Below are 20,070 nucleotides of genomic sequence, written 5' to 3'. Positions count from 1 at the left end.
CGGCGCGCCCGGGGCGTCGTTCTTCCGTACCCCAGGGGGGTATAGACTCGGGTTGTGCCTCAGATGATCGAGCTGGAGATCGGCGGAATGACTTGCGCGTCGTGCGCCAGCCGTATCGAGAAGAAGCTGAACCGGCTCGACGGCGTGACCGCGACGGTGAATTACGCGACCGAGAAGGCGCGGGCCACGGTGTCGTCGTCGCTGACCGCGGCCGACCTGATCGCCGTGGTCGAGAAAACCGGATATACCGCGACTTTTGACAAACCGTCCGAACCTCGCGACGGTCTCCGGGACCGGCTCCTGATCTCCGCCGTCCTCAGCGTCCCGGTGATCGTGCTGGCGATGGTCCCGGCCTGGCAGTTCGACTACTGGCAGTGGCTGTCGCTGGTGCTGGCCGCTCCCGTCGTGGTCTACGGCGGCTGGCCGTTCCACCGGGCGGCGTTCGTCAACCTGCGGCACGGCGCCGCCACCATGGACACGCTGGTCTCGCTCGGCACCCTCGCCGCATTCGGCTGGTCGCTGTGGGCGCTGTTCCTCGGCGACGCCGGGATGCCCGGCATGACGCATCCGTTCTCCCTCACCGCGAGCGACGGCGACGCCATCTACCTCGAGGCCGCCGCCGGCGTGACCACGTTCCTGCTGGCCGGGCGCTATCTGGAGGCGCGGGCGAAACGCCGCGCCGGCGACGCCCTGCGGGCGTTGCTCGAACTCGGCGCGAAGACGGTCACGGTGCTGCGGAACGGCACCGAGCGGGAGATCCCGGCGGCCGACCTGCGGGTCGGAGACCATTTCCTGGTACGGCCGGGCGAGAAGGTCGCCACCGACGGCGTGGTGCTCGACGGTGCCTCGGCGCTCGACCTGAGCCTGCTGACCGGCGAGTCGGTACCGGTCGAGGTGCGCCCCGGCGACCCGGTGACCGGCGCGACCATCAACGCCGGCGGCCGCCTGGTGGTGCGCGCGACCAAGGTCGGCGCCGACACCCAGCTCGCCCAGATGGCCCGCCTGGTCGAGGACGCTCAGAACGGCAAGGCGGCCGTGCAGCGCCTGGCCGACCGGATCTCGGCCGTGTTCGTCCCCGTGGTGATCGTGCTGGCCATCGGCACCCTCGGCTTCTGGCTGGGCACCGGCCGCGGGCCGACCGCCGCGTTCACGGCTGCGGTAGCCGTACTGATCATCGCCTGCCCTTGCGCCCTTGGCCTGGCCACCCCGACCGCGCTGCTGGTCGGCACCGGCCGCGGCGCCCAGCTGGGCATCCTGATCCGCGGCGTCGAAGCCCTGGAATCCACCCGCCGGGTCGACACGATCATCCTCGACAAGACCGGCACGGTGACCACCGGCCGGATGTCGGTGGCCGCGGTCGTTCCCGCCCCCGGCGTTCCCGAGGGCGACGTGCTCCGGCTGGCCGGCGCGGTCGAGGCGGCGAGCGAGCACCCGCTGGGCCGCGCGATCACGGCGGCGGCTCGCGAACGCGGCCCGCTGCCGCCGGCGACGGACTTCCACGCCACCGCCGGGGTGGGCATCCAGGGTCGGGTCGACGGCACCTTGGTCGAGATCAGCGCCGGCACGCCGCCGTCCGCCGTTTTATCCACCGCCGACTCGCCGACCGTTCGCCTGTCGGATGCCGATCTGCCGACGGTCCGCTTGCCGCGGCCTGTCGGCCTGACGGCCGCGACGTGGGTCGAGGTCCGGGTGGACGGCGCGGCCCAGGGTTGGATCGCACTGACCGATGCCGTACGCCCCACCAGCGCCGCCGCCATCTCGGCCCTGCGACGCCTGGGCCTGGAACCGATGCTGGTAACCGGCGATGCCGAGCCGGTCGCCCAGGCGGTCGCCGCCGAGGTGGGCATCGACCAGGTCTTCGCGGGCGTACTCCCGTCCGGCAAGGTCGACGTGGTCAAGAGTCTGCAGGCCAAGGGCCGCTCGGTGGCCATGGTCGGCGACGGCGTGAACGACGCGGCCGCCCTGGCCCAGTCCGACCTGGGCCTGGCGATGGGCGCCGGCACCGACGTGGCCATCCAGGCCTCCGACCTGACCCTGGTCCGAGACGACCTGACCGCCGCGGTGGACGCCGTCCGACTCTCGCGGCGCACCCTGGCCATCATCCGCGGCAACCTGTTCTGGGCCTTCGCCTACAACGTGGCGGCCCTGCCGCTGGCCGCCGCCGGCCTGCTGAACCCGATGATCGCCGGCGCCACCATGGCCTTCAGCTCCATCTTCGTAGTCCTCAACAGCCTCCGGCTACGCCGCTTCGCCCCGCACTGATCCGCCCGCCATCGAACCCGTCCGGCCCCACTGTCGTGTGTAGGTAGCAGGGGTAGGACGCGATTGCCTCAATCGATACGATGGGGAGTCGCGGTTCGTGATCGGGGAGGAATCGTGCCGGACGGAGTCCAGATAGACACCGACGGAGTCAACGACTTCGGCCGGGGCATGCAGCAACAGACCACCGACGGCTTCGCCGACATCGCAGGCCGAGGCGCCGACCTCCACCGTCAGGGCGTCGGTTTCGGCTCCCGTATGACCCCAAGCGACGTGGTGACCGAGGCAAAGGTCCGCTACGCCGAAGCGCTGGCACACGCCGAGGCCAACCTGCGCGCCTACCAGCAGGCCGCCGGCATCCTGGCCGACGTCGCGGAACAGATCGCCCGCCAGTTCGCCTCCGCCGACCTGAACTCCGCCCAGGCCCAGCAGCAGGTGCAGCACCTGATCCACTCTGCGATGGTGGCCGCGAATCGCGCTCTCGGTAGCGGCAAGGACGGAGTTGTCTGATGGCCGGGACGACGAACTGGGATTCCTACAACTTGCCGGCGATCTGGGCGATGTTGGCGCCGGACAATGTGTGCACAGGGTCGGATCGGGTGAATGCCTGGGACTCGCTTGCCACTGCAGTCAGCGAGCAGCGAAAGCGGTTGCTCAGCGCCGGTCAGGAATTGGCCGGCGCGTGGCCGCCGGAGCAGAATGCCTCGGCCAAGATCTTCCTGACCCAGATAGATACGCTGCTCGACTCGATGCAAGAAACGATGACGTCCGCGGAGAACACACACGCAGGTCTGCGTGGGGTTATGGCGGCGATTAGCACTGCGCAGGCCGACGTCCGGGGGTGGGCGGCGGACCGGGAGGCGGTCAGCGGCGACCTCATGCCGCGGTTCATCGATCACGCTGAGGACGAATACGACGTCAAGGCACAGCAGGCAATGCGTGAGATGGAAGCCGCGATCGCTGATCACAGTAAGCAGATCCAGGCACCGGCGCTGTACCAAATGAAAGGGGCCGAGGACGACCCCGGCGCCGTGGTACTAGATCCCAGCGGGGGCTCGTCGGTTGGTGGTTCTGGTTCCGGGGCGATCGTGCGGGCTGCGCCGGTGCCGGTCACGGTGCCGCACGATCCGGTGCTTCCGGATCCGGTTGTTGCCGGTCCAGGCGCGGGCGGGCCCGAGGCAGGATCGGGAAGCGACCCGTCGCTGGGTGTCGGCCCAGGTCTGAGTGGCGTCTTCGCCCCGCAGGCCACCCCGGCTCTCACCGGCCCGACTGCCGCGCTGGGATTGCCGACCGGATCGGGACTGGGCGGCGGCGGTTTTCCCGGTGTTCCCACGGGACTGGGACTAGCTCCTGGTAGCGGCCTCGGCGCTGGTGGTGGGCTCGGTCTCGGTGTGCCGGGAATCGGTGGTGGACGGACTGCGCCGAGTGCCCGGCGGGCGGTGTCGATGCGTCGCGGCCTGCCGTCGGGCGCTGTGCTCGGCGAAGGCGGGCTGGGAGGTGGCCGCGGCGCCGGTACCGGCGGGCAGATGCCGCTCAACGGCCAGCCCGGCCGACGTGGTCAGCGCGGCGAAAATGACGAATCGCTGATCGGCGGAGAGGCCGACGAGCAGTGGGGGACCGCAGAGGGTGTGGCACCGGTGATCACCCCGGACACCACCAAGGTGCGGCACGACCCGGGCCCGGGAGTTCTGGGTTTCAACCGATGATCGGGCGTGTGCTGGCCGGTGCTGCGGCAACTCTCACGATGGTGGTGGTGCCCGCAGCGCCTGCCTTGGCCGACACGACTCGTGATCAGCAGTGGTATTTGACGGATCTGAAGATCGCCGACGCTCACAAAATCAGCCGTGGCGAAGGTGTAATCGTCGCAGTGATCGATTCCGGCGCCGATCCAGATCATCCCGACCTCGCTGGTGCTTTACTCCCCGGCCTCGACACCGCAGACAGCAATTTGGCTGGCCGTGAAGGCACCGAAGACCTGGACGGGCACGGCACAGCCATGTCCGGGCTCATCGCCGGGCGGGGTCACGGGTCGGGAGACGGTGTGCTGGGCATCGCTCCGGCGGCCAAGATCCTTCCGATTGCGGCGGGGGCCGACGGATACTCCTCGACCGGCTTCATGACCAAGGCGATCGACTTCGCGATCGACAAGCATGCCGGCGTGATCAACATGTCCTTCGCCACAGGTGATGACGGTGTAATGCAAGCGGCGATTCGTAAGGCTCAGGCGGCCGACATCGTGCTGGTCGCATCAGCCGGTAACGACAACGACATCAGCAATCTGGTCGACAAATACCCGGCCAAGTACCCAGAGGTGCTGGCGGTCGGCGCATATGGCAAGGACCGGAAGATCGCGTCGATCTCTGTTACCGGCCCATACATCGGTCTCTCCGCGCCCGGCGATCAAATCATCAGCACCGACATCGGTGCCACTGGCTACAAGATCGCCAGAGGTACCAGTGACGCGTCCGCGATTGTCAGTGGTGCTGCGGCCCTGCTGCGGGCCAAATATCCGGATTTGAGTGCGGCTGAGGTTGTTCATCGACTTACCGCTACTGCGGATGACGCCGGGCCCGCTGGCCGGGACGACACCTACGGCTACGGGCTGCTGAACGTCGTCAAAGCGCTGACCGCCGACGTAGCTCCGCTGCCGTCGGCGGCGCCATCCGGTAGTGCGGTGCAGGACGCCCCGGGGGACACGGCGGCGTCCGACGATTTGCCGAAGGCGGTCAACGTGCTGGTGCCGGCGCTGATCGTCGCCGGGCTGGTGGTGCTCGCGGGTGTCTTCGTCGCCGTTCTGATGATGCGGCGGCGACGGTCGGGCTGAGGCTGTGACAGCGTGAGCCGGCCACGGCGCGGCTGCTCCCGAAGTCGCGCTGCGGCCGGCTCACAGTTGCTGTCGCGAGCGCTCGGTCTGGTCCCGTTAGTCCGAGTTCTTGCGACGTCCCCAGATCCACCTGCGAACATCACGCTACGTTCCGACTTGGTCGGGTTGGAAGCGCTCTGTGCGCAAAATGGCCGTTCGGCCAAGCCAACATAGGCGACAGATCCGGAAATCATCGGACACTAAACCACATATTGCCGTACGGGATGACTCAGCGTGAGCAAACGTCCTGGCTACCCACGGTGATCAATCGTCTCGGCGGACGGTTTCGATCAGGCCCAGCACCTGGCGCAGGGCGGGGCGCAGCACCCGCAGCCGGGACAGGCCGACCAGGCGGTCGATCAGCGGGACCGTGCCGTCGATGAGCTTGCGGGTGCGGCGCTGGCCGGGCGACTTGTCGTACACCCAGAACAGGATCACGCCCATCCAACCGAGCCACAGCAGCTCCGGCAGCTCCTTGCGCAGCTCGGGGTCGAGCTTGGCCGACGAGCCCTCGATCACGTCCCGGAAGATCGCGATCGACGCGTCCCGGGCCGGCGACGACTCCCGGGAAAAGGGGCTCAGCGGCGACGAGGGCTCGGCCGCGCTCTTGAAAAACGTCCCGGCGAACGAGTGGTACGGCTCGTTGACGTCGATGCCGGCATGCATCACCCCGCGCAGCCGGGCCGCGAACTCGGTCGAGGTGGCCAGCACCTCGGTCGACGCGGTCCGGTGCTCGGTCTGGTTGCGGTCGTAGAACCCCTGGATCAGGTGTTCCTTGGAGTCGAAGTAGTAATAGGCGTTCCCGACCGCGACCCCGGCCTCCTTGGCGATGGCCCGCATGGTGGTTTCGCCATAACCCCGCTCGCGGAACAGCCGCAGCGCCGTCTCCAAGATCAGCTGCCGGGTCTGCTCACCCCGGGCCCGCCGCGCGGGGCCAGGGGAGCCGTGGTCAGCGGCAGCGGTCGTCACATTGGTCACCGTAGTCCGTGCTGGGGGAGCGGGTCTGCTCGCGTACGGCCGAAGCGGCCGCGATGAAACGCCGGGCCGCCGGCAGCAGTCGCGGCGAGGAGAATCGCTCGGCCGTGGCTCGATATCCGTCGAGCGCCCACAGGCAGGCGAGCCAGGCGGCGTCGCCGACGTAGTAGGCGCCGTCGTCGGCGATCACCGTGAGATCACGCAACGTAGCCGAATGATCGAGTCCGGGAAAGCGCTCTCGCGCTTCCGGTGACCCGGCCGGGACGAAGCTGAGCGGTACGAGCTGGGCCCGGCTCGCGAGCCAGCGCCGCGCGGTCCGGCAGATCGGGCACCCCTCGTCGAACAGCACGGTGAAGGACCCGACCCGGCCGGCCCCGTGTCCGGCCGGGTCGGTGTCCATCGCCCGCGAGATCATGCGCGGGCCGGCGGGGCCTGCGGCGGCATCGGCATCTGCGGGTGGATGGGCAGCCGGCCGGTGGGCGGCAGCGGCGGCCGCACCTGCTGCTGGCGGAGGCGTCCGCGGCGGTAGCGGTTCAGGAAGAAGACGTTGCAGAAGTGCAGGACGCCGAGCACCAGCAGCACCAGGCCGATCTTCATGGAGAGCGTTTCCAGCGCCTCGCTGGTGTCGTCGATCTGCGCGCCGGAGCGCATCGCGAACGTCACGTAGCCGAGGTTGAGCAGGTAGAAGCCCATCACCAGCAGCTGGTTGACGGCCTTGGCCAGCTTCTCGTCGGCGAAGACGTCGGCGAGAAAGACCAGCCCGTTGCGAGACAGCGTGGTCGCCACCCACACGGTCAGCCCCACGCTGACCAGGAGATAGACCAGGTACATCCAGACCTTCGGATCCATCGGATCGCCTTTCTCGAACGTGTTCAACTTTCAGGCACAGACTACGGCCTCTACTTGAACGCGTTCAAGAGATGTGACGTGAGAGTCAGGCGAGCCCGAGGACCTCGGCGGCGGCCCGGCCGTTGGCCCAGCTCGCACCGTGGGTGGTGACGAACGCCCGGCCGTTCGCCGGCCGCCACGACGAGGGCCAGCCCATCTCGAGGACCACCGGCGCCGGGAGGGCTTCGATCAACCCGCGGTCGGCGGAAGACTGGTGTACGCGCTGCCCGACCACGATGATCGGCCGCCGGCCGGCCCGCGCGACCAGGTCGTCGGCGGAGGCCGCGGCGGCGACGACCGCGACGTGCTCGATGCCGTCGAGGTGAGGCGCCAACCCCCAGGGCACTCGCCCGGTCACCATCGATTGCGCTCCGACCAACTGCACCACCAGCGGCGATCCAAGATCTTCCAGCGATCCTTCGACCCGCACGGCCCGCCGTGCGGCGACCAGACCCAGACTTTGGTCACGCTGAGTGCCGGAGGCCGCGCTTGAAGACGCCAATTCGCCCGTACGGGTAACCGCTCTCTCGAGATCGCCCAGCGCGAGCCGCCCGTCCTGCGTGCCCACCGCGATCTCCGCGGCCACCGCCTCGACCAGCGCCGCGTCCACCCGGGAGCCCAGACACAGCAGGTCCGCGCCCGCCGCGAGAGCTCGCACCGCCGCCCGCGGAACCCCGCCGGCGGCCGCCGCGGCGCCGGTCATCTCCAGCGCGTCGGTGACGATGACCCGATCGAAGCCGAGCTCGTGCCGCAGCAGAGAGAGCGCTCCACGGCTGAACGTCGCCGGATCGTTCCCGGTCAGCGCGGGCACCCGGATGTGGGCCGTCATCACCGCCCGCGCGCCGGCCGCGATCGCCGCCGCGAACGGCGGCAGATCCCGTTCCCGCAGCACCGAGACGGGTACGTCGACCGTGGGCAGCTCGAGGTGCGAGTCGGTGACGGTGGCGCCGTGCCCGGGGAAGTGCTTGGCGCAGGCCGACACCCCGGCCTCCTGCAGGCCGGTCACGGCCGCGGCCGCGTGCCGGGTCACCAGCGCGGTCGACGCCCCGAACGACCGCGTCCCGATGACCGGGTTGGCGTCCGCGGTGTTGACGTCCACGACCGGCGCCAGGTCGAGGGTCACTCCGGTCGCGGCCAGGTCGGCCCCGACCGCCGTGTACACCGCCCGGGTGAGTTCCGGGTCGTCGACCACGCCGAGAGCCGCGTTCCCCGGGTAGGGACTGCCGGTCCGGTGCGCGAGCCGGGTGACGTCCCCGCCCTCTTCGTCGGTCGCGACGATGACGTCGGCCCGCCCGGCCCGGAGCGCGGCGGTCAGCCCGGCGAGTTGTTCCGGCGAGTCGACGTTCCGACCGAAGAGCGTGAATCCGGCCAGGCCATCGGCGAGTAACGACATCGCCCACGGCGGCGCGACCTGCCCCGGAAGCGCGCCGAGGAGGGTGCCGAGAGCGAGCCGGCGAAGCCCGTGATCGATGACCATGCTGTCCTTCCGGTGATTCAAGGCTGGCTGATCGGCCCCGCGAGCTGCCATGATCGCTCCGAGTCGATGACGTGTGCACTGCGGACGACTACGATCTCGACCGTTACGCTGCGGCTACGACGTCGGGGGCTCGGTAAGCCAATGGAAAACAATATTTAATTACTAGGGGACGTAGTTATGGCCGCCACCCGCCTTCCGGGCACACCCCGGCTGCTGCGCGCACTCAACGACCGCGCGGCGCTGGAGCTACTGCTCGACCGAGGCCCGTTGACCCGCGCCCAGCTCGGCGAGATGACCGGGCTCAGCAAGGTCACCGCTTCGCAGTTGGTGGAGCGGCTCGAGCAGCGTGGTCTCGTGCGCCGGGTCGGCGAGCAGGCCGGCGGCCGGGGCCCCAACGCCCAGCTCTACGCCGTCACCCCGGGCAGCGCCCACGTGATCGGCGTCGACGTCGGCCCGGAACGGGTCATGGCCGCCTGCGCCGACATCACCGGCACCATCGTCAGCCGGGTCGAGCAGTCCACCAAGGACACCGACGACCCGGTCGGGGTCGTGCACAACGCGGTGCTGCAGGCCGCCACCGAGGCCGGCACCGACATGAGCTCGGTCCGCCGGGTCGTGCTCGGCACCCCCGGCCTGGTCGACCCGGTCAGCGGCGAGATCTCGTTCGCCTGGGACCTGCCCCGCTGGCACCGCGGCCTCCTCGACGACCTGCGCCGCGACCTGAGCACCCCGGTGGTCTTCGGCAACGACGTCAACCTCGCCGCGATCGCCGAGCAGAGCACCGGCGCGGCCAAGGGCCATCGCGACTTCGTACTGATCTGGATCGGTCGTGGGGTGGGTCTGGCCAGCGTCATCGACGGCCGCCTGCACCAGGGCTCGACCGGCGCGGCCGGCGAGATCGGCTACCTCCCGGTGGCCGGCGCCGAGGTGCCGCGGCACCAGTCGAAGCGGGCGCAGAAGGGTGGCGTGCGCGGCGCGTTCCAGAGCATCGCCGGCGCCGACGCGGTCCGGGCGATCGGCAAGAAGTACGGCTTCCGCGGCAACGAGGCATCCGACGTGATCCGGTCCGCGGTCGAGGCGGGCGAGGCCGGCGACCAGGTCCTCGACGAGCTGGCCGAAAAACTCGCCCTTGGCGTGGCCGCCACCTGCGTGGTGCTGGACCCGCCGCTGGTCGTGCTGGCCGGCGAGGTGAGCCAGGCCGGCGGCCCCGGGCTGGCCGAGCGGGTCGAACGCGAAGTGGCGGCGATCACCCTGGTCACCCCCAAGGTCGTGATCACCGGGGTGGAGTCCGAGCCGGTCCTGCACGGAGCACTGCACACCGCTCTGGACGCCGTACGCGATGAGGTGTTCGGGTCGACGACCGCGTGAGCGACGCGGGAAGCGCGTGGAAGGATGAACGCGTGCTCGAACCTGCCGTGCGTATCCCGCCTCACGACGACACCGTTCTCGCGTTCGATCGGGTAAGCGTCATCCGGAGTGGCAATTTCCTGGTCCGGAGCCTGTCCTGGCAGGTCGAGCTGGACGAGCGGTGGGTGATCCTGGGCCCCAACGGCGCCGGTAAGACGACGCTGCTCAACCTGGCGACGGCCCGCCTGCACCCGTCCCGCGGCACGGCGTACGTGTTGGGCGAACGCCTCGGCCGGACGGATGTGAACGAGCTCCGCATGCGGATCGGCCTGTCCACCGGCCAGTTCGGCGAGCGCATCCCGGCCGACGAGCGGGTGCTCGACGTGGTCGTCACGGCGGCCTGGTCGGTGGTGGGTCGCTGGCGGGAGAGCTACGACCCGCAGGACGAGGGCCGCGCCCGTCAGCTGCTCGGCCAGTTCGGCATGGGTTCGCTGATCGACCGGGAGTTCGGCACGTTGTCCGAGGGCGAGCGCAAGCGCACCCTGATCGCCCGCGCGCTGATGACCGACCCCGAGCTGATGCTGCTCGACGAGCCGACCGCCGGCCTCGATCTGGGCGGCCGGGAAGACCTCATCGCCCGGCTCACCGAGCTGGCCCTCGACCCGGATTCGCCGGCCATGGTGCTGGTCACCCACCACGTCGAGGAGATCCCGCCCGGCTTCACCCACGGCCTGCTGCTGCGCGAGGGCACGATCGTGGCCGCCGGCGTGCTCGGCGAGGTGATGACCGCCGACAACCTGTCCAAGACCTTCGGTCTCCCGCTGGTGGTCGAGCGTTTCGGCGACCGGTACGCAGCGAGGGCGGCATGATCGCCTGCACCGAGCGGCACTTCCGTGAGATGCGCGCTCAGGCCGCAGGCGAGGGCCAGAAGAGCATGCCTGAGGCGGGGAGAGCATGACCACCCGGGCGGCGCCGCGGATCGTGGTGGCCGGCAGCGCCAACATGGACCTGGTCGGCCTGGCCGAGCGGCTGCCGCTGCCGGGCGAGACGGTGCTCGGCGACGACTTCGTGATGATGCCCGGCGGCAAGGGCGCCAACCAGGCGATCGCCGCGGCCCGGGCCGGCGGCCAGTCGGTCTTCTTGGGCGCGATCGGCTCGGATTCGTTCGGCGTGACGCTCAATGCCCGGCTGAACGCGGCCGGCGTCGACGTCCGGCACGTGCGCACCAGCTACGGCGCCTCCGGCGTCGCGGTGATCATGGTGGACCACGCCGGCGAAAACTCGATCCTGGTCTCACCCGGCGCCAACAGCACGTTCACCGACCTCACCGAAGACGAGGCTCGGGTCATCGCGAGCGGCGACGTGCTGCTCTGCCAGCAGGAGATCCCGGTGGAGACGGTCACCGCGGCCTGCCGGGCGGCCCGCTACGGCGACACTCGCACCATCCTGAACGCGGCCCCGGCCCGAGAGCTGCCGATCGAGCTGCTCGAGTTGGTCGACCTGCTGGTGGTCAACGAGCTCGAGGCGCAGACCATCACCGGCTCGGCGACACCCGACATGGCCGCCCTGCTGGCTCTGGTCCCGCGGGTGGTGCTGACGCTGGGCGGCGCCGGCGCCCGCTACGCCGAGCGCGACGGCCGAGACGAGACCGTGCCGGCTTTCCCGGTGGAGGCCACCGACACCACCGCGGCCGGCGACGCCTTCACCGGCGCGCTGGCCGTGGCCTGGGGCGAGGGCCGAGACCTGCTGGAGGCGGTGCGCTGGGCAAACGCCGCCGGCGCCGCCTGCGTCCGCAAACTGGGCGCCTCAAACGCCCTACCCACCCGAGCCGAGATCGACGAGATGATCACCGGCTAGCTGTCTTGGCGCCACGGTACCGCCATGCGGTAAAGTTTCTCCCGAAAGCTCTGGGCGCCGCTCAACGATGCCACCAGAGTTCTGTTTACCTTTCGAATGGCGTTCGCCGGGCCTCCGGTGGGCGCCATTCCCTTTTCCCGCGCCAGCAAGATCCTCAATCGGAGGGGCAGATCTTTGTCCGGCTTACCAACGGCGGTCCTGCTGGAGGAGCGGCTGTCACCGGAGCGATTCAGCGGTTACCGGGCGGCCGTAGGCGGCGATCTGGCGGCGGCAGTCGAGCTGTACGACTGGAACGCCAGGATGGGTGCGACTTTTTGGAGCACCCTCGGGCACGTCGAGGTGCTGGTGCGCAACGCCATGCACCAACGGCTGGCCGCCTGGTCCGGCCAGAGGTACGGCGAACCACGGTGGTACCTCGACCCCGGCAACGTGCTCACCCCGAAGACGCTGCAGGCGATCAGGGCAGCGCGTGACAACGCGACGAGGAACCGCCGGCCGGAGACGCCGGGCCGGGTGATCGCGGAGTTGTCGTTCGGTTTCTGGAGATTCCTGCTGATCTCCTCGTACGACCGATCGCTGTGGAAACCGTGCCTCAGCCAGATCTGGACCGGCCAGAGTCGTCGCCAGAGCGTGTACGACGTGTTCGACCGCCTGAACGATCTCCGGAACCGGATTGCCCACCACGAGCCGGTCTACAACCGGCCGATCGCGGCGCTGCATGCTGATGCGTTGAGGCTGGCCGAATGGACCTGTCCCGCGACCGCGAAATGGATCGAGTCCCGATGCGGAGTGCTCGGTGTATTGCGGACGCGACCTTGGACGGGCCGCCCTTAGGTCTGGCGGGCGGTGGCTACGAAGCGGCTTACTTCGGAGCGTAGGACTTCGGCCAGCTGGCTCAGGCCGTCCAGGTCGTGGCCGCCGTCTACGGCGGCGGCGATGCCGTTGGTCAGGCCGCTCATCTCGCGGACGCTCTCGGTGACCGCCTCCAGGACGTGCACCGCGTCCGCGGCCACCTCCTGGACCCGGTTGACCTGGCCCATGATCTCGCTGCTCGAACCGCTGGTCTCGTCGGCCAGTGTCTTGACCTCGCCGGCCACCACGCTGAAGCCGAGTCCGGCCTGGCCGGCCCGGGCGGCCTCGATGGTGGCGTTCAGCGCCAGTAACCGGGTCTGCTTGGCCACCTGGTTGATCAGGTCGACGGCGGTGAGGATCTGGTCGGCCGCGGTGCGCAGTGAATGCACGGTCTCCAGGCCGCGTTCGGCCTCGGTGACCGCGGCCCGGGCGAAGTCGGCCAGCCCGTTGGCCGAGGCGCCCATCTCGGTGGCGGCCGTGGCCACCTGCTCGGAGACCCGCAGCACCGCGTGTTCCAGCTCGTCGGCGAGGGCGACCCGGGCGGCGGTGGCGTCGGCCAGCCGTTCCGAGCTGCGGAACATCTCGGCGATCGAGGCGGAGATCTGCTCGGCCGCGCTGCGGAACGCACCGCGCATGCCGGGGGTGAGGAAACGCCGGTGAAAGCGGCCTTCCGCGGCGGCGGCTGAGGCGGCCCCGGCCTCCCGGACGAACGCGTCGGAGACGTCGAGCAGGTCGTTGAGGGCGTTGCGGCACTCGACCGCGGCATTGGTCTCGCCGATGGTGGTCAGCCGGGCCTCGAGGTCGCCGGCCGCCGCGCGGCGGCACACGCCGGCGATCGCCAGCATCACCTCGTCGCTCACCGGCCGATCCTGTTCGTGATGGTCCAGACGAACTCGTCGTACGTCTGGCCGTCCAGCTCTTCCTGCAGCTGCTTCCAGCCGGAGTCGACGGCCGCGCCCTTGGTCGGGCGACCGCGTTCGGTGTGCAGGATCCGGTCGTAGACCTGCTTGACCGCGAGCACCGACTCGGGGTCCGGGCGGCGCCGGTTGGAGTGGTAACCGACAAGCTTCCCGGCGCGGTCGAAGGACGGCGTGACATGCGCGAACACCCAGTAGTGGGCGCCGTCGAGGGCCAGGTTCAGCACGTACGCGAAGATCTCCTCGCGCCGGCCGAGGGTGTCCCAGAGCAGCTTGAACACCGCCCGCGGCATGTCCGGGTGCCGAATCAGATTGTGCGGCTGCCCGAGCGCTTCCTCCTCGGTGCAGGCCGAGAGGCGCAGGAAGACGTCGTTCGCGTAGGTGAGCACCCCACGCGGGTCGGTCTTGGTCACGATGATCTCGTCCGCGCCGAACGTGCGCTCTACCCCGGTGGGAAGGGTCCGGATTCCTCGCATAATCCTTTGATGGTCCTAAATCGGACCACACGGTGCAGGCCGAACGCCGGAATCAGCGAGCGACCCGCCGGGCCCAGGCGATCAGCGGCAGTTGCAGCGGCAACCGGCTGTAGGCGATGGCCCGCTTGGCCGGCGTCGCGTGCCGCCAGTCGACCGCCATCTTGACGTTGGCCGGGAACACCCCGACGAACAGGGCGGCGGCGGCGAGGCCGCCAAGCTTGCGGGTGCGGGGGACCACGATCGCGGCCGCGATGGCCAGTTCGGCGGCACCACTCGCGTACGTCCAGATGCGCCGGGAGCCGGGCAGCGAGCGGGGCACGATCGAGTCGAACGGCCGCGGCACGAGAAAGTGCAGGGTGCCCGAGGTGGCCAGCAGTCCAGCCAGCCCGATCGCCTGTTTGTCCATGGCCCGGAGCGTACCCGAAGTTACCGGCGAGTAGCAGGCTGCGGCTCGAGTGCCCGTTGCAGCGCCCGGTAGATCCGGCCGAACCGGGAGGCGTCCCCGGTGTGCAGCAGCCGCACGTCGCCGGCCGGCGTGCGGGCCCAGATCTCCAGTTCCCGGCTGCCCCGGTCGTAGGAGCGGTCCACGTGCTCGAGCAGCATGTCGGCGAGCGGGGCGGCGGCCAGCCCGACCAGGATGCCGCCGCCGATCAGGCCGACGGTCACCGAGGTGGACGCGTCGATCACCAGGGCCACCCCGACCCCGAGCGCACCCACCACGATCGGCAGCAGCATGGCCAGGCCGAGCGCACCCCGCCCGGCGATCGTCGTCCAGGACCGGCGCCCGCGGCGATGCCACACCTGGCGCAGCTCGCGCAGGGCGAACTCGCGCCCATCCATGCGCACGCCGGTCGACGTGATGACGACTTCCTGGTCCCGGTAGTAGGTGTCCATTCACTCTCCGTACCCGTCGTAGTCTCTTCCTTAACCAACACTCAGGAGGCGTGTTTCGTGGGCGAGTTCGTGAAGCTGGAGATCAGCGACGGCATCGGCACCATCCGTCTGGACCGGCCCCCGATGAATCCTCTCAACACCCAAGTGCAGGAAGAGCTGCGCGAGGCGGCGAATTCCGCCGCCGGCTCCGATGTGGTCAAGGCAATTGTGGTGTACGGCGGGGAGAAAGTCTTCGCCGCCGGAGCCGACATCACCGAGTTCACCACGCAGACCTACCAGGACATGACCGTCCGGGCCGGTGCACTGTCCGGGGCGTTCGATGCCGTGGCCCGGATCCCCAAGCCGGTCGTCGCCGCGATCACCGGTTACGCCCTCGGCGGCGGCTGTGAACTGGCCCTGGCCTGCGACTGGCGAGTGGTGGCCGACGACGCGAAGCTCGGCCAGCCGGAGATCCGGCTGGGCCTGATCCCGGGCGCCGGCGGCACTCAGCGACTGGCCCGCCTGGTCGGCCCGGCCAAGGCGAAGGACCTGATCTTCTCCGGCCGGATGGTGGACGCCGAGGAGGCGCTCCGGATCGGCCTGGCCGACCGGGTGGTCCCGGCCGGCGAGGTCTATCAAGCCGCGATCGAGCTGGTCAAACCGTTCGTCAAGGGCCCGTCCCTGGCGCTGCGCGCGGCCAAGCAGGCGATCGACGCCGGCCTGAACATGGATCTGGCCTCCGGCCTGGCCCTGGAGTCGCAACTTTTCGCGTCGCTTTTCGCCACCGATGACCGGGTCGAGGGCACCTCCGCGTTCGTCGCGAAGCGTAAGCCCACATTTACGGGGCGCTGATGCTCGCTTCCATCGATCAGGTGCCATAAAGTCCCTCGGGTGGAACCGGTTCCGACCACGCGCACGGTGCGCCGCACCGTGCGCGTGGCGGTTGCCCTGGTGATCGGCCAGGCACTGCTCTGCGCGCTGATCGGCTATCTCACCCTGGGCCGGTCCAGCGGCCCGGCCGAGCAGATGGCCGAACCGCCGCTCGCCCCGCCGCCGGCCACCACCGCCGCGCCGTCGGTTTCGGCCGACGCCGAGGCCAGGGCCACCACGTTGTCGGCGACCGCCACCACCCGATCCGCGCGTCCGGACCGCGACGTGGCTACCACCAGAGGTAAGGCCGTCCCCGGCAAGACGCCGGCGACCGCCGTCGCCCCGGAACCCCCGCCGGACCCGCTGGTGGTGTTCCCGACGCCGACCACCACGGCCAGCCCGTCCACCGCCGTCGCCACCACCGCCCCGCCGGGCCTGGTGCCGCCGGAGCCGCCGGCCACCACGGTGAGTCCGGCTGTGCAGGTGCCGGTCACCGTCGGTGACCCGTGCGCGCCGGAAGGGGCGTTCGGCCGAACCTCGGACGACACGCTGGTTCGCTGTGTGCGCACGTGGCATCACCGGTTGCGCTGGAAGATCGTCTAGAAGCGGCTACCCCCTAGACTCACCGCATGGCCAACGACCCTGGGGGCCCGAAGCGGCACGCCCTCGGCGTGGACTTCGGCACGTCGAACACCGTCGCGGTGGCACGCTGGCCCGACGGTCGCGCCCGCCCGATCCTGGTCGACGGCTCACCGCTGCTGCCCTCGGCCGTCTACGCCGAGCCCGGCGGCCAGCTCAACGTGGGCCGCGACGCCGTGCACAGCGCCCGCCTCGACCCGGCCCGCTTCGAGCCCAACCCGAAGCGGCGCATCGACGACGGCACGGTGCTGCTCGGCGACCAGGAGTTCCCGATCGTCGACCTGATCTCGGCGGTGCTGGCCCGGGTCGCCGAGGAGTGGCACCGCGCGGTCGGCCCGGTCCTGCCCGACGTCACCCTGACCTGCCCGGCCACCTGGGGCGCGGCCCGCCGCACGCTGCTCGCCGAGGCGGCCGCCCGAGCCGGTCTCGAGCGCCCCCGGCTGGTCGCCGAGCCGGTCGCCGCCGCCACCTACTTCGCCGAGGTGCTCGGCCGGGACGTGCCGATCGGCTCGGTCGTGGTGGTGCACGACTTCGGGGCCGGCACGTTCGACGCCAGCGTGGTGGCCCGCACCGCCTCCGGCTTCGAGGTGCTGGCGGTCGACGGCCGCGACGACATCGGCGGCCTGGACATCGACGCCGCCATCGTCGAGCACCTGCGCACCGACGAGTGGCAGCGGATCCTGGAGCCGACCACGATCGAGGAGCGCCGCGCCCGCCGGCAGCTGTGGGACGACGTGCGGATCGCCAAGGAGCGGCTGTCCCGCGCTCAGTCCGCCGACTTCGTGGTGCCGCTGCTCGACACCGAGGTCCACCTCACCCGCGACGAGCTGGAGAAACTCGCCCGCCCGGTGCTCGACCAGACGGTCCGCATCACCCAGGGGCTGCTCCGCTGGGCCGACCTGCCCGAGGGCCGGCTGGCCGGGGTGTTCCTGGTCGGCGGGGCCAGCCGGATTCCGCTGGTCGCGACGCTGCTGCACCGCGAGCTCGGCGAGGCGCCGGTGGTCATCGAACAGCCCGAGCTGGTGGTGGCCGAGGGCAGCATCCTGGCCGACGCGGCCCTGCTGACCACCGGGGCGGCCGCTCCCGGCCCGACCGCCGAGCTGCGCCTGGTCTCCACCGGCCGGGCGGAGAGCTCGCTCGGCACCATGGAGAAGGCGGACAGCGACCCGGTCCCGGACGAGAGCGAAACCGTGCCGGTGCCGCGCAGCATCGTGGCGCAGCACATCCCGGGCACGACCGGGCTGCAGCCGGCCGTCGATCCGTGGCCGGACGCCGACCACGGGCATTGGGTGCCCGACCCGCAAGCCACGGTCGCGACCCCGAGATTCGAGGCGCTCCCGCCCGTACACCCGCCGCCGCCGGATCGGACGCCGAGCGGAAGCCGGCCGATGTCGCCGGCCCGCCCACCTGCCCGTCCCGTTTCCGCGCCGCCGCAGGCGGTTCCGCGCACCCGGTCCCAGCCGGTGACCCCGATGCCGCCACCGGCGCGCGTGGCCAAGGCGAAGCCGCCGGCCCGGGTCAAGGCGCCGAAGCAACGACGGCCTCGGCGGCGTGGCGGGTTCGGGCGTTTCCTCAAGCTGATGTTCAGCTTCGCCGTGATGATCGCGGTGCCGGTGGCCGCGGCCGTGCTCGCCTATGGATACGGCAATGGCGACTCGATCGAGGAGAGCGCGCGCAACCTGGTGCGCGACATCCTCGACATCACGGGTATGCGAGAGTAATTCGCGTCGGTCTGGCTCGGCGACGGAGGCGGCTATGACAGAGGTGATCGAGGGGCACGGCGGCGATCTGGCGCTGGCTGCCCTGCGGGCGTTCGGGGTGACCGAGATGTTCACCCTCTCCGGCGGGCACGTGTTCCCGCTGTACGACGCGGCGCACAAGTCCGATTTCCCGATCTACGACGTCCGGCACGAGCAGTCCGCCGTGTTCGCGGCCGAGGCGATCGCCAAGCTGCAGCGCCGGCCCGGCCTCGCGGTGCTCACCGCCGGCCCCGGCGTGACGAACGGCATCTCCGGCCTGACCAGCGCGTTCTTCAACGCCTCCCCGGTGCTCGTGCTCGGCGGGCGGGCGCCGCAGTTCCGCTGGGGAGCCGGCAGCCTGCAGGAGTTCGACCACGTGCCGCTGGTCGCCCCGGTCACCAAGTACGCCGCCACGGTCACCGACACCGACAGCATCCCGGGCGAGATCACCGCCGCGCTGACCGCGGCGCTCACCGCACACCGGGGCCCCGCGTTCCTCGATCTGCCGCTCGAGGTGGTCTTCTCCAGCGGCGAGGCGGCCGCACCCGGCCAGCCGGCCGTGCCGGTCCTGGAGCCCGACCCGGACGAGGTGGCCCGGGCCGCCGCGCTGCTGGCCAACGCCCAGCGGCCGATCATCATCGCCGGCTCCGACGTGTGGGGCGGCAACGCGATCGACGAGCTGCGGGCCGCCGCCGAGGCGCTCGACGTGCCGGTCTTCACCAACGGGATGGGCCGCGGCGCGCTGCCGCCGACGCACCGGCTGGCCTTCGTCAAGGCCCGGCGTCCCGCGCTGAACGAGGCCGACGTGGTCTGCGTGATCGGCACGCCACTCGACTTCCGGCTCGGCTTCGGCGAGTTCGGCGAGGCCCAGGTCGTGCACATTGTGGACGCGCCGACCCAGCGCGCCTCGCACGTCACCCCGGCCGTCTCGCCCGCCGGTGACCTGCGCCTGATCCTCACCGCGCTGGCCGCGTCCACCGGGAAGCACCCCGAGTGGATCGAAGGGCTGCGCGCGGCCGAGGACGCCGGTAAGGCCCGCGACGCCGAGGCGATGGCGGCCGAGACCGACCCGATCAAGCCGGCCCGCATCTACGGCGAGCTTCGTAAGGTGCTGGCCGCCGACGCGGTGACCATCGGCGACGGTGGCGACTTCGTCTCGTACGCCGGGCGCTACCTCGAGCCGTCCCAGCCCGGCACCTGGCTCGACCCCGGTCCGTACGGCTGCCTCGGCACCGGCATGGGCTACGCGATGGGGGCCCGGGTCACCTACCCCGACCGGCAGATCTGTGTGCTGCTCGGGGACGGCGCGGCCGGCTTCTCACTGATGGACGCGGAGTCGCTGGTCCGGCAGAAGCTGCCGGTGGTGATGGTGGTCGGCAACAACGGCATCTGGGGCCTCGAGAAACACCCGATGAACGCCATGTACGGCTACGACGTGGCCGCCGACCTGCAGCCCGGCCTGCGTTACGACGACGTGGTGCGGGCTCTCGGCGGGGCCGGCGAGACGGTCGAGAAGTCGGCCGACCTGGGCCCGGCCCTGGCCCGGGCCTTCGACGCCGGGGTGCCGTACCTGGTCAACGTGCTGACCGACCCCACCGATGCGTACCCCCGCAGCTCGAACCTGGCCTAGGCCTAAGCCTAGTCCTCTTCCTTCTTCTTCTTGAATTCCCGCTCCCACTGGGAGAGGGTCTCGCGGTCGCGGCGGGACTGCTCGGTGTTCATCCGGCGCAGGAAGTCGGGATCGTCGTCCGGTGAGGACGGGCGCGCGCCGCTGCGGCGGGGCGGCGCGCCCTCGATCGGCACGACCGCCGGGCGGCCCCAGAGGAAGTAGCCGAGCGGGCCCAGCAGCGGGACGAAGATGATCAGGAGCACCCAGAGGGCGCGCGGCGCATTGCGGACGCGATCAGCGGACAACGCACTGATCAGCGCCAGCACAAAAAGGACCAGCTGCACTGCAGCCAGGAAGATGAACACCCGCACCATGAAGCAATGATGACTCGCTCGCGGCCTTCCGGCGACGCTAGAGCGTGACAAGGCG

Annotated in this window: 21 protein-coding genes; 12 read left to right on the top strand and 9 right to left on the bottom strand. The window is 70.6% G+C overall.

Translation table 11 applies throughout. The annotated features are described in order from the left end of the window. Window positions 1-63 precede the first annotated feature (63 nt). The 4 genes from Ate02nite_RS07265 to mycP all read left to right on the top strand — a co-directional run bounded on the left by Ate02nite_RS07265 (window position 64) and on the right by mycP (window position 5,083). Window positions 64-2,262, top strand: a complete 2,199-nt coding sequence (locus tag Ate02nite_RS07265; protein WP_203801192.1) for a heavy metal translocating P-type ATPase — start codon at window positions 64-66, stop codon at window positions 2,260-2,262. A 114-nt stretch (window positions 2,263-2,376) separates the two neighbouring features. After that, window positions 2,377-2,769: a hypothetical protein gene (locus Ate02nite_RS07260; RefSeq protein WP_203800893.1), complete on the top strand. Its 393-nt coding sequence runs from the start codon at window positions 2,377-2,379 to the stop codon at window positions 2,767-2,769. Further along, complete coding sequence (locus tag Ate02nite_RS07255; RefSeq protein WP_203800891.1) at window positions 2,769-3,965, top strand: hypothetical protein; 1,197 nt, start codon at window positions 2,769-2,771, stop codon at window positions 3,963-3,965. Before Ate02nite_RS07260 ends, Ate02nite_RS07255 begins: the two co-directional genes overlap by 1 nt. Then, window positions 3,962-5,083, top strand: a complete 1,122-nt coding sequence (gene mycP / locus Ate02nite_RS07250; protein WP_203800889.1) for a type VII secretion-associated serine protease mycosin — start codon at window positions 3,962-3,964, stop codon at window positions 5,081-5,083. Before Ate02nite_RS07255 ends, mycP begins: the two co-directional genes overlap by 4 nt. A 303-nt stretch (window positions 5,084-5,386) precedes the next feature. Here mycP and Ate02nite_RS07245 read toward each other — a convergent pair whose 3' ends face one another. From Ate02nite_RS07245 to Ate02nite_RS07230, 4 genes are all read right to left on the bottom strand, one after another. After that, the gene (locus tag Ate02nite_RS07245) at window positions 5,387-6,091 is read right to left on the bottom strand and encodes a TetR/AcrR family transcriptional regulator (protein WP_203800888.1); all 705 of its coding nucleotides are present in this window, start codon (window positions 6,089-6,091) and stop codon (window positions 5,387-5,389) included. Further along, window positions 6,072-6,497 carry a thiol-disulfide oxidoreductase DCC family protein gene (locus Ate02nite_RS07240; protein ID WP_239147189.1) on the bottom strand — a complete coding sequence of 142 codons (426 nt, stop codon included), beginning with the start codon at window positions 6,495-6,497 and terminating at the stop codon, window positions 6,072-6,074. The genes Ate02nite_RS07245 and Ate02nite_RS07240 overlap by 20 nt, the downstream gene beginning before the upstream one ends. 11 nt (window positions 6,498-6,508) lie before the next feature. Then, complete coding sequence (locus tag Ate02nite_RS07235; RefSeq protein ID WP_203800884.1) at window positions 6,509-6,946, bottom strand: hypothetical protein; 438 nt, start codon at window positions 6,944-6,946, stop codon at window positions 6,509-6,511. Window positions 6,947-7,031: 85 nt separating this feature from the next. Then, window positions 7,032-8,462, bottom strand: a complete 1,431-nt coding sequence (locus Ate02nite_RS07230; protein WP_203800882.1) for a glycoside hydrolase family 3 N-terminal domain-containing protein — start codon at window positions 8,460-8,462, stop codon at window positions 7,032-7,034. 177 nt (window positions 8,463-8,639) lie between these two features. On the opposite strand from Ate02nite_RS07230, the gene Ate02nite_RS07225 reads away from it, so the two are divergent. The 4 genes from Ate02nite_RS07225 to Ate02nite_RS07210 all read left to right on the top strand — a co-directional run bounded on the left by Ate02nite_RS07225 (window position 8,640) and on the right by Ate02nite_RS07210 (window position 12,500). After that, entirely contained in the window at window positions 8,640-9,830 is a 1,191-nt protein-coding gene (locus Ate02nite_RS07225; RefSeq protein ID WP_203800881.1) for an ROK family transcriptional regulator, read from the top strand. A gap of 32 nt (window positions 9,831-9,862) precedes the next feature. After that, complete coding sequence (locus Ate02nite_RS07220) at window positions 9,863-10,678, top strand: ABC transporter ATP-binding protein (RefSeq protein ID WP_239147188.1); 816 nt, start codon at window positions 9,863-9,865, stop codon at window positions 10,676-10,678. 85 nt (window positions 10,679-10,763) lie between these two features. Next, on the top strand, window positions 10,764-11,666 hold the full coding sequence (locus Ate02nite_RS07215) for a ribokinase (RefSeq protein WP_203800880.1): 903 nt from the start codon (window positions 10,764-10,766) through the stop codon (window positions 11,664-11,666). A 174-nt stretch (window positions 11,667-11,840) separates the two neighbouring features. After that, complete coding sequence (locus Ate02nite_RS07210; protein ID WP_239147187.1) at window positions 11,841-12,500, top strand: Abi family protein; 660 nt, start codon at window positions 11,841-11,843, stop codon at window positions 12,498-12,500. On the opposite strand, the gene Ate02nite_RS07205 is transcribed toward Ate02nite_RS07210, so the two are convergent. Genes Ate02nite_RS07205 through Ate02nite_RS07190 form a run of 4 tightly spaced genes read right to left on the bottom strand, consistent with a single transcriptional unit; the run spans window position 12,497 to window position 14,805 of the window. Beyond that, window positions 12,497-13,378, bottom strand: coding sequence for a methyl-accepting chemotaxis protein (locus Ate02nite_RS07205; RefSeq protein ID WP_239147186.1), 882 nt, complete (start codon window positions 13,376-13,378; stop codon window positions 12,497-12,499). The two genes, Ate02nite_RS07210 and Ate02nite_RS07205, sit on opposite strands and share 4 nt — an antisense overlap. Then, window positions 13,375-13,911, bottom strand: coding sequence for a PAS domain-containing protein (locus Ate02nite_RS07200; RefSeq protein ID WP_203800873.1), 537 nt, complete (start codon window positions 13,909-13,911; stop codon window positions 13,375-13,377). Before Ate02nite_RS07200 ends, Ate02nite_RS07205 begins: the two co-directional genes overlap by 4 nt. Window positions 13,912-13,963: 52 nt before the next feature. Further along, on the bottom strand, window positions 13,964-14,317 hold the full coding sequence (locus Ate02nite_RS07195; RefSeq protein ID WP_203800863.1) for a DoxX family protein: 354 nt from the start codon (window positions 14,315-14,317) through the stop codon (window positions 13,964-13,966). A 20-nt stretch (window positions 14,318-14,337) separates the two neighbouring features. Continuing rightward, window positions 14,338-14,805: a DUF6232 family protein gene (locus Ate02nite_RS07190; RefSeq protein WP_203800861.1), complete on the bottom strand. Its 468-nt coding sequence runs from the start codon at window positions 14,803-14,805 to the stop codon at window positions 14,338-14,340. Window positions 14,806-14,862: 57 nt separating this feature from the next. Between Ate02nite_RS07190 and Ate02nite_RS07185 the strand changes: the two genes are divergently transcribed. Genes Ate02nite_RS07185 through Ate02nite_RS07170 form a run of 4 tightly spaced genes read left to right on the top strand, consistent with a single transcriptional unit; the run spans window position 14,863 to window position 19,662 of the window. Then, window positions 14,863-15,636, top strand: coding sequence for an enoyl-CoA hydratase/isomerase family protein (locus Ate02nite_RS07185; protein WP_203800859.1), 774 nt, complete (start codon window positions 14,863-14,865; stop codon window positions 15,634-15,636). A 39-nt stretch (window positions 15,637-15,675) separates the two neighbouring features. After that, a complete protein-coding gene (locus Ate02nite_RS07180) occupies window positions 15,676-16,257 on the top strand; it encodes a hypothetical protein (RefSeq protein ID WP_203800857.1) in 582 nt (193 codons plus the stop codon). Between the two features lie 26 nt (window positions 16,258-16,283). Continuing rightward, window positions 16,284-18,014, top strand: coding sequence for an Hsp70 family protein (locus Ate02nite_RS07175; RefSeq protein ID WP_203800855.1), 1,731 nt, complete (start codon window positions 16,284-16,286; stop codon window positions 18,012-18,014). A 34-nt stretch (window positions 18,015-18,048) separates the two neighbouring features. Next, window positions 18,049-19,662, top strand: coding sequence for an acetolactate synthase (locus Ate02nite_RS07170; protein ID WP_203800847.1), 1,614 nt, complete (start codon window positions 18,049-18,051; stop codon window positions 19,660-19,662). 8 nt (window positions 19,663-19,670) lie between these two features. Here the strand turns inward: Ate02nite_RS07170 and Ate02nite_RS07165 are convergent, their stop codons facing one another. Next, entirely contained in the window at window positions 19,671-20,015 is a 345-nt protein-coding gene (locus Ate02nite_RS07165; RefSeq protein ID WP_203800845.1) for a PLD nuclease N-terminal domain-containing protein, read from the bottom strand. Between the last annotated feature and the right edge of the window lie 55 nt (window positions 20,016-20,070).

Source organism: Paractinoplanes tereljensis, from assembly GCF_016862435.1.
Taxonomy (GTDB): Bacteria; Actinomycetota; Actinomycetes; order Mycobacteriales; family Micromonosporaceae; genus Actinoplanes; species Actinoplanes tereljensis.
This window is presented reverse-complemented; position numbering and strand designations above follow the sequence as displayed.

Bases quoted from the DNA above. Each gene is read 5' to 3' on its own strand.
- Ate02nite_RS07265 (WP_203801192.1), top strand. From the start codon at position 64: ATGATCGAGCTGGAGATCGGCGGAATGACTTGCGCGTCGTGCGCCAGC.
- Ate02nite_RS07255 (WP_203800891.1), top strand. From the start codon at position 2,769: ATGGCCGGGACGACGAACTGGGATTCCTACAACTTGCCGGCGATCTGG.
- mycP (WP_203800889.1), top strand. From the start codon at position 3,962: ATGATCGGGCGTGTGCTGGCCGGTGCTGCGGCAACTCTCACGATGGTG.
- Ate02nite_RS07240 (WP_239147189.1), bottom strand. From the start codon at position 6,497: ATGGACACCGACCCGGCCGGACACGGGGCCGGCCGGGTCGGGTCCTTC.
- Ate02nite_RS07235 (WP_203800884.1), bottom strand. From the start codon at position 6,946: ATGGATCCGAAGGTCTGGATGTACCTGGTCTATCTCCTGGTCAGCGTG.
- Ate02nite_RS07230 (WP_203800882.1), bottom strand. From the start codon at position 8,462: ATGGTCATCGATCACGGGCTTCGCCGGCTCGCTCTCGGCACCCTCCTC.
- Ate02nite_RS07225 (WP_203800881.1), top strand. From the start codon at position 8,640: ATGGCCGCCACCCGCCTTCCGGGCACACCCCGGCTGCTGCGCGCACTC.
- Ate02nite_RS07215 (WP_203800880.1), top strand. From the start codon at position 10,764: ATGACCACCCGGGCGGCGCCGCGGATCGTGGTGGCCGGCAGCGCCAAC.
- Ate02nite_RS07200 (WP_203800873.1), bottom strand. From the start codon at position 13,911: ATGCGAGGAATCCGGACCCTTCCCACCGGGGTAGAGCGCACGTTCGGC.
- Ate02nite_RS07195 (WP_203800863.1), bottom strand. From the start codon at position 14,317: ATGGACAAACAGGCGATCGGGCTGGCTGGACTGCTGGCCACCTCGGGC.
- Ate02nite_RS07190 (WP_203800861.1), bottom strand. From the start codon at position 14,805: ATGGACACCTACTACCGGGACCAGGAAGTCGTCATCACGTCGACCGGC.
- Ate02nite_RS07175 (WP_203800855.1), top strand. From the start codon at position 16,284: ATGGCCAACGACCCTGGGGGCCCGAAGCGGCACGCCCTCGGCGTGGAC.
- Ate02nite_RS07170 (WP_203800847.1), top strand. From the start codon at position 18,049: ATGACAGAGGTGATCGAGGGGCACGGCGGCGATCTGGCGCTGGCTGCC.
- Ate02nite_RS07165 (WP_203800845.1), bottom strand. From the start codon at position 20,015: ATGGTGCGGGTGTTCATCTTCCTGGCTGCAGTGCAGCTGGTCCTTTTT.